Annotated in this window: 9 protein-coding genes; 5 read left to right on the top strand and 4 right to left on the bottom strand. The window is 39.9% G+C overall.

The window, feature by feature from the left end; genetic code table 11:
* Positions 1–62: 62 nt before the first annotated feature.
* The 4 genes from ACUN24_RS10000 (at position 63) to ACUN24_RS09985 (ending at position 5377) form a co-directional block, all read left to right on the top strand.
* Entirely contained in the window at positions 63–755 is a 693-nt protein-coding gene (locus tag ACUN24_RS10000; RefSeq protein ID WP_445562362.1) for an ABC transporter ATP-binding protein, read from the top strand.
* Positions 745–3279, top strand: coding sequence for an ABC transporter permease (locus ACUN24_RS09995; RefSeq protein WP_445562361.1), 2535 nt, complete (start codon positions 745–747; stop codon positions 3277–3279). Before ACUN24_RS10000 ends, ACUN24_RS09995 begins: the two co-directional genes overlap by 11 nt.
* A 479-nt stretch (positions 3280–3758) precedes the next feature.
* Positions 3759–3941 carry a hypothetical protein gene (locus ACUN24_RS09990; RefSeq protein ID WP_121282208.1) on the top strand — a complete coding sequence of 61 codons (183 nt, stop codon included), beginning with the start codon at positions 3759–3761 and terminating at the stop codon, positions 3939–3941.
* Positions 3942–4087: 146 nt separating this feature from the next.
* Positions 4088–5377, top strand: a complete 1290-nt coding sequence (locus ACUN24_RS09985; protein ID WP_445562360.1) for a gluconate:H+ symporter — start codon at positions 4088–4090, stop codon at positions 5375–5377.
* A 308-nt stretch (positions 5378–5685) separates the two neighbouring features.
* Here the strand turns inward: ACUN24_RS09985 and ACUN24_RS09980 are convergent, their stop codons facing one another.
* From ACUN24_RS09980 to ACUN24_RS09965, 4 genes are all read right to left on the bottom strand, one after another.
* On the bottom strand, positions 5686–6918 hold the full coding sequence (locus ACUN24_RS09980) for an IS4 family transposase (RefSeq protein WP_445565116.1): 1233 nt from the start codon (positions 6916–6918) through the stop codon (positions 5686–5688).
* A gap of 360 nt (positions 6919–7278) precedes the next feature.
* Positions 7279–9726 carry an outer membrane beta-barrel protein gene (locus ACUN24_RS09975; RefSeq protein ID WP_445562359.1) on the bottom strand — a complete coding sequence of 816 codons (2448 nt, stop codon included), beginning with the start codon at positions 9724–9726 and terminating at the stop codon, positions 7279–7281.
* A gap of 31 nt (positions 9727–9757) precedes the next feature.
* Positions 9758–11656 (bottom strand): M56 family metallopeptidase, encoded by a 1899-nt coding sequence (locus ACUN24_RS09970; protein ID WP_445562358.1) that lies wholly within the window; start codon positions 11654–11656, stop codon positions 9758–9760.
* Positions 11657–11688: 32 nt separating this feature from the next.
* On the bottom strand, positions 11689–12078 hold the full coding sequence (locus ACUN24_RS09965) for a BlaI/MecI/CopY family transcriptional regulator (protein WP_138820429.1): 390 nt from the start codon (positions 12076–12078) through the stop codon (positions 11689–11691).
* A 251-nt stretch (positions 12079–12329) separates the two neighbouring features.
* Between ACUN24_RS09965 and ACUN24_RS09960 the strand changes: the two genes are divergently transcribed.
* Positions 12330–12506, top strand: a complete 177-nt coding sequence (locus ACUN24_RS09960) for a DUF1634 domain-containing protein (protein WP_445562357.1) — start codon at positions 12330–12332, stop codon at positions 12504–12506.
* The last annotated feature ends 36 nt before the right edge of the window (positions 12507–12542 follow it).

Genomic DNA, 12542 nt, shown 5'->3' with positions numbered 1-12542 from the left:
TAACAGGAATTGGCCCATTATGTTTGGTCACATCTATACACAAACCCTAAAAAAATCAGCTATTGGAAAGCATATTGAATATCCGAAATGTAAGCAAAATTTACCAAAGTGCCGGACGGGAACTTACCGTTTTGGATAACATTAGTTTCTCAATAGCTGCTGGTTCAACCGTGGCCATAACAGGTCCTTCGGGAAGTGGTAAAACAACCCTTCTTGGTTTATGTGCGGGTTTAGACCGGGCCAGTAGCGGAACCGTTGAACTCAATGGAATTGCTTTGGAAAAACTCAATGAAGATGAGCGCGCCGCTGTCAGAAATCAATATGTAGGTTTCATTTTTCAGAATTTTCAGCTGCTACCAACTTTAACGGCACTCGAAAATGTAATGGTTCCTTTAGAGTTAAGAGGAGCAAAAAATATTAAAACTCATGCACTGGAACTACTGGATAAAGTGGGGCTTGCCGACCGTTCACACCATTATCCTGTACAATTATCAGGTGGTGAGCAGCAGCGGGTTTCGCTGGCAAGGGCTTTTTCAAATCAACCTGCTATTCTTTTTGCAGATGAACCTACCGGAAACCTCGATGCAGAAACCAGTGAAAAAGTAATCAAACTGCTTTTTGATTTAAATAAAGATGCGGGAACCACATTGGTCATCGTAACGCACGACCTTGAACTGGCAGCCAGAACATCAAGAAGTATCAAAATTAAAGGTGGCGTAATCATTTCAGACGAAAATCCCACTTATGCCAAATAGCCTCCCGAAACAAAGTATTAAATTTTCGTGGCTGTTTAAAATGGCCTGGCGCGATAGCAGGAAAAACCGTGCACGTTTATTTCTATTTATCTCATCCATTGTTTTGGGCATTGCAGCCCTTGTGGCGGTATATTCTTTTAAAGATAACCTCCAAAAAGATATCGATGCACAGGCCAAAGAACTTACGGGTGCCGATCTGGTATTGGATAGCCGGAAAGGTGTAAGCAAAGCAATGCAAAAAATGCTCGATACACTAGGTGATGAACGCTCGCAGGAGAAAACATTTGCCTCAATGATCTATTTCCAGAAAGGCGGAGGTAGCCGTTTGGTACAAATGAAAGCTCTCGAAGGGAATTACCCTTACTATGGCAAAATAGAAACTATTCCGATAGCTGCAGCAAAACATTTTCAAACCGGAAGGAATGCCTTGGTAGATCAAACCCTGATGCTGCAGTTTAATGCAAAAGTTGGCGATTCGGTGAAAATAGGCGATCTCAATTTTAACATTTTAGGTACTTTAACCAAAGCACCAGGCCAAACAGGCATTGGTGCAAGTATCGCTCCTACGGTGTATATCCCACTTCAGCTGCTCGATAAAACTAACCTGATTAAAACCGGAAGCCGCATCAACAATAAATTTTATTTCAGGTACAATGATCCGTCCAAAATAGACGAGTGGGTAAAAACGCAGGACAGCAAATTAGAGAAAGAAGGTTTTGATGCCGATACCGTTGAATCTACAAAAGAACAGACCGGAAGATCTTTTAAAGATGTAAACCGTTTCCTGGCTTTATCCGGTTTTATCGCTTTGCTGCTGGGTTGTGTTGGTGTAGGTAGCGCTATTCATGTGTATATTCAGGAAAAACTAAGTGCGATTGCTACGCTAAGGTGTTTAGGATTAAAATCCCGTCATGCCTTTTTAATATACCTCATCCAGGTCTTTTTTATTGGATTAACTGCTGCTGTTTTAGGAGCAATATTAGGCACAGGCATACAGTTTTTGCTTCCATTGGTGCTGAAAGATTTTCTGCCGGTAGAAATTACCATGCAGGTTTCGTGGCCAGCCGTTGGTCAGGGAATTTTATTAGGACTGATTATTTCGATCCTTTTCGCGCTCCCTTCACTCCTATCGGTCCGGAAAATTTCACCGTTAAACGCCATCAGGATATCTTTTGAAAAAGCAGAGGGCAGAAGAGATCCACTCACCTGGATGGTGTACCTGCTTATGGCCGCCTTTATTACCGGCTTTACCCATTTGCAAATGAAAACCTGGGTACAAACACTGGCCTTTACCTTGAGTATCGCCATTGCTTTTGTACTGCTCATTGTACTGTCTAAATTATTGATGTTCCTGGTACGTAAACTCTTGCCCAACTCATCGAGCTATTTGTGGCGACAGGGATTTGCCAATCTTTACCGCCCAAACAACCAGACTTTAATGCTTACGGTTTCCATTGGCTTATCAACCGCTTTTATTTGCACACTATTTTTTGTTCAGGGGATATTGATGAGTCGCGTTACGCTTTCATCAGGTGCTAACCAGCCCAACATGGTAATGTTCGATATCCAGAATACCCAAAAAGAAGGATTAGACAGTTTAACCAAAGCTTTCAAGCTACCATTAATGAACCAGGTACCGGTAATTACCATGCGGATAGAAGAAATTAATGGAAAGAAAGCCAGTGCTGACACCAATAACAGAAGGGCTTACCACAACGAAATCAGGGCTACTTATCAGGATACTTTAACCGCAGCAGAGAAAATTACCTCGGGTAAATGGATCGGAAAAATAAAACCGAATGAAACGGTTTATATTTCTCTCGATCAGCGTTATGCCCAATCCATTAATGTTGGCCTGAATGATAAAATCCTTTTTAACGTTCAGGGTATGATGATTCCTACAGTTGTTGGGAGTTTAAGGGAAGTAAACTGGAGCCGGATGCAGACCAATTTCAGGGTCGTTTTTCCGGCTGGAGTATTGGAAGAAGCACCACAGTTTCATGTATTGATGACCAGGGTTCCATCGGGCGAAGTTTCAGCTCGTTTCCAGGGAGAGGTAGTCCAAAAATTCCCAAATGTATCCGTTATCGATTTAGATCTGGTATTGAAACTCCTGGACGAACTTTTAAGCAAGATCGGTTTCGTAATTCAGTTTATGGCTGGTTTTAGTATGGTAACCGGCTGGATTGTTTTAATATCTTCGGTATTAACCAGTAAAAACCAACGAATAAAAGAAAGTATTTTGTTGCGAACTATGGGTGCGAGCAGAAAGCAGATTTTAGCCATAAACGCAATCGAATATTTCTTTTTAGGTGCCTTTGCAGCAGGCGCCGGATTAATTTTAGCCATAAGTGGAAGCTGGGCATTGGCCAAATTTACTTTCGATGCGGCCTTCGTGCCTCCGTTTGTACCAACCTTATTGTTGTTCGGCTCAATTGTATTGCTTGTGGTAATTACCGGTGTGTTAAGTACAAGAAGTATCCTGAACCAGCCACCGTTGAAGATTTTGAGAACAGAGAGTTAAGCGAGCAGTGTTTGGTGCGAAGCGTTAACCACAGAGAAGGCAGAGAAAGACACAGAGAAAACAGAGCACTATATTATTCCGTGGTTCGTTTCCCTCACGAACCACTGCGTTGCATCATTACCGGCTTCTCTTTGATGATTGTCTCTGCGCTTGTTGGAACTGAAGAATGATCTATTATAAAAGTAAATAACAGGGAACCGTAATGCAATAAGCTTTAAGATTCCCGCCTGCGCGAGAATGACGACAGTCCTTTGGAACCGAACCACGACGTTGCGTATTACCAGCTTTCTCTTTGATGATTGTCTCTGCGCTTGTTGGAACTGAAGAATGATTTATTCATAAAAGTAAATAACAGGGGCGTCTCAAGCAGGTAATAGTATCGAGGTATTGTCATCCCCATTGTCTTTCAAGCTGAACGAGCTCAACAACGGATTAAAACAATCCTACAAATTTTACTAATAATTGATACTTTTACGATTATGATCAGATTAAACAATGATACGCCCAACGACATTCTCCAGGATGTAAAAATCGGCGATATGGTAACCGATACCTTCAGCAAAACCGGTCTTGTAGAAAATATAGAGATTAGTGATGATGGCCTGTACCGTGTTTACGAGTTTCATCTCGTTACCGGAAGAACCATTACTGTTAAAAAGTAAATTACCCTAAAATGAAAAATTAACCACGACCTGCCCCGATTTCGGGAAATAAAAAGGATAGACACAGATAATATTAAAATCAGTGTTTATCTGTGTGCATCTGTGGTAAAGCTACATTTAATCACATTTACCTAAACCCTAACCAAATGTCATTACTTATCCTACTCTTCGGCATCCTGTTGCTTTTCGTACTGATCTTGAAAAAGATTAACCCAATGATTGCCCTGATTGCGGTGGCAATTATTACTGGTCTTTTATTAGGCATGCCCGCCACAAAAGTAATGAGTTCCATTAGCAATGGTATAGGCAGCACACTGGGCAGCATGGTAATGGTTTTGGCGCTGGGTGCGATGATGGGTAAACTGATTGAAGATAGCGGATCAGCCAAAAAAATCGTTTTCATACTGATCAGGGCCTTCGGTAAAAAGAACATTCAATGGGCTGTGCTGTTAACCGGTTTGTTAGTGGGGATTCCTTTGTTTTACAATGCTGGTTTCGTGGTGTTAATTCCGTTGGTTTTTGCTATTTCAGCTGCAACAGGGCTATCAAAATTATACATCGGCATCCCAATGGCTACTGCCCTTTCGGTAACACATGGTTTTTTACCTCCTCACCCGGGACCTGTTGCATTGGCAGGTATTTTCCATGCCGATATTGGTAAAACGCTAATTTACGGTTTAACTTTAAGCGTACCTATTGCAGTTATCGCTGGAATCTATTTCCCACGTTTAATCCTCAAAAAAAATCAATCGGTAACTATGCAGAACTTCAGCATTGGTGAAGAAGAAAATCTCCCATCTGCTTCAAGGAGTTTCATTACTGCATTGCTGCCGGTATTTTTAATTATTGCCGGAACCATTGGGAGCAGCATTAAGATAGATTATATCGGTAAACCACTATTTATATTTCTAGCAGATCCAACCGCGGCCCTATTAATTTCGGTTATTATTGCACTGGCACTTCAAAAAACTTCCATTACAAAAGCCATGGAATCTTGTGCCGAAGGGGTTAAAAGCATTGCCATGATTATCCTTATTATTGCAGCCGGCGGTGCCTTTAAACAGATTTTAATTGATAGTGGTATGGGAGAAACGGTGAAACAACTCACTGGCAGCCTAAATTTATCACCATTATTACTCGCATGGTTAATTACCGCATCACTCAGGGTAACTTTAGGTTCGGCCACAGTGGCTGCATTAACTGCTTCAGGCATGGTACTCCCGCTAATCGGCCCGGGAGCATCGCCTGAGTTAATGGTATTATCAGTCGGCGCCGGGAGTTTAATGTTTTCTCACGTAAACGATACAGGTTTCTGGATGTTTAAAGAATACTTTAACCTAAGCCTGAAAGAAACTTTTAGCACCTGGACCATGATGGAAAGTCTGGTTTCTGTTTTAGGTCTTGTTGGGGTATTGGTATTGAATCAGTTTGTTTAGAACCTCTAAAAATCGTCATTGCGAGGCACGAAGCAATCTTACGACGCTCGCTACTAGCGTACGCATTAAGATTGCTTCGTCGGCTGAAAAAGCCTTCTCGCAATGACGACACAATTTATAACTTAGCTGCCCTCAGCTGGCTTAGGTGGTCCAAACAACATGAAACTGGTACAAATACGCAGCAGATCCATAACGCTACGCTCCATGTGATAGCTATCGCATCGGGATGACGATCTATTTAGTTAATTCTTCACCCTGTTTTTTTCTGCAGCCATGGTTCGTGTCCCCACCAATGCTATTAACTTAAGCTATTTATATGTTTGGTGAGCTCTGTTTTTCCTCTTTTTAAATGTTACCCTAATAAAGCTTCTGTCTGGTTTTATGGGTATTTTAGAAGATGCTATTAGTTTAATAAGAGATTGAATGATATGCTCTGGGTTTAGCGTATTTAGTATTTGGATAATTACTTTTCTAACAAACCTGAAAGCATTTTGCCAATTGTATTTATATTTTAGTTTTCTTTTTTTGTTCTTGTCGATCTCCTGCTGTGCCTGGATGCCTAATAAAGCTACCAGATTCATCATAAATATATGTGCTTCAAACTCCTGGAATATTCCATCAGGTTTTCGACAACCAAACTGCTCTAGTTTCATCTTTGGTTTTAGTTTTTTAAAGCCTTCTTCTACAGGCCATCTTAGGCCATAAAGCACTTTCATATTCTCTGTGCAGATATCATTCATATCAAATAAGGAAGAAACAAGTATTTCTATCTCTCCAGTTTTCAATTGGATTTTTGTAACCCTAACAACGATTTTTTCAGTATTTAACCCATGTTTTAAACAGGATTTTCTTTCATTTGGGCTTGGATCCCACTCTGTTATAAAATCGTTTTCAGTCTGTTGGGTTATCCGTTTTGCAAAACAGGACTGAGCGGTGCTTATGCGAATGCAGAAATTCTGTTTTACTGCGTAAAGGCTTTTGCAGATATGAAAATATCCAAACCCCCGGTCTAAAATAACTATGGATTTACGGCCTGGGAGTTCTTCAATGCATGCATCAAAAAGTGTTTTTTCTGTTTTCTCCATCTTTGATATCCTTTTAGAAAGAATTGCCCCACTAAAAACATCATAAAACATAAAAATCTGTGCTAAACAACTTTTTACACTACCACCTTTTTCTGAATAGATTCCAAAAAAGTCTTTTATCTGCCTGGAAGGTGGTAACCCAACAGTAGAGCCATCACCGGCAATCAATTGATATCCCCTCCAAAGTTGTGAAGGGTTCTGTTTGTGGTAATCTGCCAGTATTTTGTTCAGATCCTTAAAAAAGGAGATGGATATTTTATATCGAGCCTTAGAAAAAGCTGCACCTGTTACCGCTTTTGAGGATAAACTAGGCAAAATTGTAGAAAGATTATACTCTACAGATTCTTTAAAAAGATTTAATACGATAGATACAACAACAGGGAAGCTTAAACTCCGCTTACGGGTAAAAAAGATTGGTTCTTTAAGGTATTGGGAAAAACTGTTTTTATCCTGAATGAAATCAAATGTTTTTTTTAGGAGCCACTTTATGTTGCTCCAATTTTTGATTCGAAGAAATTATACTCATTTACTTTACTTGTTTAATAGTTAAATATCAACATAATAATTTGATTTTCAAATATTTAAAACACTAAGTTAATAACATTGGTGTCCCCACGAACCATTCTTATTTTGCCACGGAGACTCGGAAAACACGGAAATTGATTGCCCTAGATTTGTCTTATTTTTCGAATTAAACTTAGCTTCCTTCAGGTGGCTTAAGTGGTCAAAACGACATGAAACTGGTACAAATCGCAGCAGATCCATAACGCTACGCTCCATGTGATAGCTATCGCATCGGGATGACGATCTATTTAGTTAATTCTTCACCCTGTTTTTTTCTGCATCCGCACCAGAAGACTCATGCTTAGCAGGTGTAGAAAAAGTCTTACCAAAACGGTAACTATAACTCACCACAACCGATCTCGAATCCTGACGGTTAACCCAGTTTGCTTCTGTATTTGCCAGGTTATTGATTATACCATTATAAACACGGGTTCTGAAAATATCGTTAGCGGTTAATTTCAATGTACTTTTTGCTGAAAGTTTTTTCTGTACCGCTGCACCAAACTCATGTACTTCGCCCAAAAAAAACTGTACGTTAGATAGTTTACTTTGATAACGCATATTGACCTCAGCATTCCACGTCGGACTGATTTTGAATTGAAGATTAGGACTTGCCTTTAAATAACTTCCATTGGTAACCAGAAAGCCTGTATAAAAATCTGTTTTCGAAACTATTTTTGCATACTCCACATAGGCATTCAGTTTAACCCATTTAGTAAGGTCGATCTCTGCATTTACCGAAACATTGGCTACGGTGGTTTTGCCCACATTAGCTGGCCTGCTGTAATAGGTACCATCTACAATCTCTATGGTCTCGTTCACCTCATCCCTCACCCAGCCGTAACCTAAAGTGGTGGTAATTTTATTTTTATAGGTGTGCGAAAGCTCTAAACTTTGTGTAAATGATGGCTTTAAGAATGGATTTCCAACATAATAAGTAAATTTATCCAATGGAGAAAAAAACGGGTTCAGATCCTGGTAATACGGACGATCGATCCTTCGCCCATAATTTAAGCCCAACTCATTATTTCCGGCAGTATCTAGTTTATAAGAAAAATAAACCGTTGGAAACAAACTGTTATAGGTTCTTTTAAAACTCGAATCGGGTTTGATCAGATTCCCTAGCTGGTGCCCGTTAGAAACCGTATTTTCATACCTTAAACCAGCCTGAAGTGAAAAACGCTTTCCTTCTCTACTCACGTTCAGGTAAGCGGCATTGATATTCTCCTCATACAAAAAGTGATTGCTCTTTTCGTAATCGGCACTGGTTTTTCCGTTTGCCGTATTAAAATAATCGGCAATGTTATCGGTTTTGGTGTAGGCGGTTTTAGCACCTGCATCCAGTTTCCATTTATTTTCAAGTGGATGCGAATAATCCATTTTAGCCGTATAAATATCAATATTCGAAGGCAGATTACCGGTTAAAATATCCTGGTATTTTAAGGCTCCACCAGGCAGGTAACTGAAGTTGTAATACGTTTGATCGGTTTTATTTTTGTAGAGCAGATAGTCCGCATCAAAGGTTAATTCTCGTCCTGCCTGTTTAAATTTATGCCTGTAATTTAAATTTACACCTGCATTTTGGTACTTAATCTGATCGATATTTTCAGCCCTGATTACCGAATCCAACTGCATTGATGCATTTGATAGATTACTGGTATTGTTGTTCACCTGCTTCGAAATCCTGTTCATTCCGGTAAGTACTACCCCCCATGTGGTTCGGTCTGATGCATAATAATCAAGTCCGGTTTTCAAATTAAAAGTATTGCCATTCCTGCGGAAATAAGAATTCTGATTGAAGTAGGATTTGGCACTACCATCCTCATTTTTATATTTTCGGTTCAGGTCGAGATCAGTAAAGCTATTGTTTAAATTGTAGCTCAGGTTACCAAAAACGTTAACCTTATCCTTGCGGTAATTAAAATTGAAACTATTGTTCGACCGCGTTAGCTCGCCTTGATTTAAACTCAGATTGATACCTCCGTTAAAGCCAGCGGTTTTGGTTTTCTTGGTTTTAATATTGATTACCCCCCCATTCCCTGCAGCATCATATTTGGCAGGCGGATTCGTCATCAGTTCAATCTGATCAAGCGATGAGGAAGGCAACGAACGCAAATAACTCTCCAGATCGGCACCCGAAAGGTAAGTTGGTTTATCATCAATAAAAATGGCCACCCCGTTTTTACCTTTTAACGAAATTGTTCCGTTCTGATCGACATTTACACCAGGCGATTTGCTCAGTACATCCAGCGCAGTTGTGCCTGCATTTGAAATCAAAGCATCAACGTTAACCACAGTACGATCTATTTTCCGTTCTACAAAAGCTTTTTGTCCCGAAATATTCACCTCCTTTAAATTATTGGCGCCCGTGCTCATTTTAATATCCTGTAAAGCTACAACCTGGTGATTCGCATCTAAAACCAATGTATCGGTTTTATAAATCGGCGCACCAACTACCGATATTTTAATCAGATATTTCCCATAAGCCAGTTGATCAAAACTGAACAACCCATCCTTTTCAGTGAAAGTGGTTTTGAACAATACCGAATCTTTTAGCAAGGCTACAGTAGCAAAGTCGATATTTTTTCCTTCAGCATCCAATACACGTCCATAAATTCTGGATGTAGGCGGTTGAGCTTGAGCAAAAGTAAGGGCAATATTCATCCATACGGCTAAAAAAGCCATGAGTGTAAATTTCATGATGGTGGGATTGGATTAGCGCTTTGAGAATTTAGTTTTTATTGTTTTCGATGAGGAAATTATACATCAGCGAATGGTTATCATTTTTCAAAAACCTCTTTTTGTATTTTTTCTGAAAGTCGGTATTTTGTTTAATACCGTTTACGATCAATTCATCTTTATTGAGTTTGTATGATAGTTTATTGGTGCTGCTGATGATGCCGTCTTTCATCAGTTCCCGATTGATATCGTTGGTATAATCATGTCCGTCACCATTGGTTACGGTTTTTGAGGTAACTGTACGTTGTGAACTAGTTCTGGTATTTGTGTTTTGGTTATATACGGGGGGTGTTGGGGGTACAGATGGAGTTGGCGGAACTGGAGGTACCGATGGTACTGGTGGTACAGCGTGGGGCGCTTTTGGTGCTTTTGGCGGACGTGGTGCTCGTGGCACACGCTTTCCTCTACCCTCTTTATCATCCTGTGCCCACTTTTTATTTTCTTTTGCATCTTCGGCAGCTTGTTTAGCATCAGCAATGGCTTGTTTCGAATCATTTTCGGCCATTTTAGCATCGGCAATAGCCTGCTTACGATCCAGTTCGGCTTGCTTAGCATCAATAACAGCTTGCTTAGCGTCTTCCTTGGCCTGTTTTACATCTTCCAGCCTTGCTCTTTCATCCGCTTGTCTGGCTTTTTCATCTGCTTGTATTGCCTTTATATCTTCTTTCGTTTGTTGTTGCTTTTCATTCAGCTTTTTCAGCTGACTGTCCAATTTTGCATTGATTTCCTTTTCCAGTTGATCTGCAGATTTTCCTTCAGCAGGCCTGGCTTTTTTCCTGGTCGTATCCTGCAAAACTACAGTTGAAGCGCTTATCTCTTTTCTGGTAACTGTTTTTGCATGGCCAACGCTTTTAAAGGCGGCACTGCAAACCACTACCGATACCAGGGCGATGGTTAATATTGTCTTTTCCATTTTGTTTAAAGTTGAATTGGTATTGAATAACATCCTGCTTGCTCTGTGCAGCAGGCTACCTTTATTCCCGCTCATGGCCATGGCATAAGCAGGTGCACGCTGCTTAAATTCCTGGCACACAATAAGGGCCTGAACGTAGTTTTTGCGATCGTTTACACAGGCGATGGCCAAATCATCGCAGCAATGCTCGCGCTCTGTTTTTATTAATTGCGATACCCAAAGTACCGCCGGGTTAAAGAAGAATACAATCTCAATAAAGCTCTGCAGTAGGTTTACCAGGTAATCTTTCCGTTTAATGTGTGCCAGTTCATGAGAGAGGATGGCTTCTACTTCCGCATTTGATAAACCATTGAGCAAACCCAAAGGGATCAGGATTAAAGGCTTAAAATGTCCCACTACCATAGGTACCTGGGCAATACCCGATTGCATCACCTTAACCTGTTGGGTTAAACCCAGTTTTTGAGCCAGTTCATTTAATTTTTCATCCCATTTTTTACCCGCAGCGTAGGTTTTATGATTACGCAGGTGGTGTACACCATTTAAACCAACCATTAATTGGATACTTTTTCCACAAATGATCAGGAACCACACCAATACAATCTGATAGGCATAAGCATTCCATAAGGAAAGGATCCTGTTCAGTCCAGAATACATATCTTGCTGTACATTTGTAACCGCTTGCTGATCTCCAATTGCCTTTGGCAGGTTAATTCCGATTTGATGAACAGTCTGCGACTGCCCATGGTTAACCGGTTGCTGAAGCTCCTGATAAAAAGTGAAACCTATTGCAACAACAAATAAAGCTAAACATACCGTAAGCAGGTTATAACGCCATGTAGCACTTGCCTTACGGGTAGTAAACATGACCAAACCGGCCAGCAAAGCTAAAATTACACCAAGCCACAAAGAGTGGAACAAGGTAGCGCCAAGGGCATGAAGCCAATTTTCGGGCAAAAGGTTGATTAATTTAAATTCCATTATTGTGGTTCTTTAGCATCTGTTCTGGTTAATTAGTCCATGCCATCCAATAGCCGCTTAATCTCTTCGATTTCCTTTTTTGATGTTTTCTCATTCCCCAAAAGCTGCATCATTAACTGCGATGCAGAGCCTTTGTACAATGTATTTACGAAACGGTCCAACAACTGAACTTTAGTTTTCTCTTCAGCCTCAACAGGAATATAAATGTGTTTCATTTGGCTTTCATCACGTTTTAATATTCCTTTTTCGGTTAAGATCTGCATTTGCTTTAAGGTTGAGGTATAATTTACCTCCCGCTGCTCGTTCAATTTATCGTTTACAAACCGAACTGTAGATGGACCAAACTCCCATAACACCTGAAGAATTTCTAATTCAGCTTTGGTAGGTTCAGGCAGATTATTTTCAGTTTGATTACTTTTCATATTTTAAAGGTACGATATTTTTCGTACGATACAAATATTAGGTTATTTATTTTTTATAAAAAAATTAACATACTGATTTAAAGTTAATTAAACTTATACACAACAACTACCTTTTGAATATCATCACTAATATCATTTCAGTTTTAACTTTTACCCTTACTTAATCCCTGGTGTTTACCTGGCAGGGCTGGTTGGATCGTTAATAGGCCCAGGCGATGGAGTAGTTGTAATTCCTTATCCCAGTTCACGTATTGCTATTGATCATCACTCCTATTATGCGTATAATATTCTCTTTGACTGCTTTTATATTCGAAAAGGGTAAATTATATATTGTAATCACCGTAATTGTACTAGGCAGCATTTTTCGCGGATTAAAAATACAGCCTCTCTATATTTATACGGTATACATGAAACTTTTTACTTTTTAGATAAAAGTATACGATATACATGAAACTTTTTATATT

It is taken from the genome of Pedobacter sp. WC2501, from assembly GCF_052682415.1.
The sequence above is the reverse complement of the archived record's forward strand: the minus strand, read 5'-3'. Positions and strand labels throughout refer to the sequence as shown.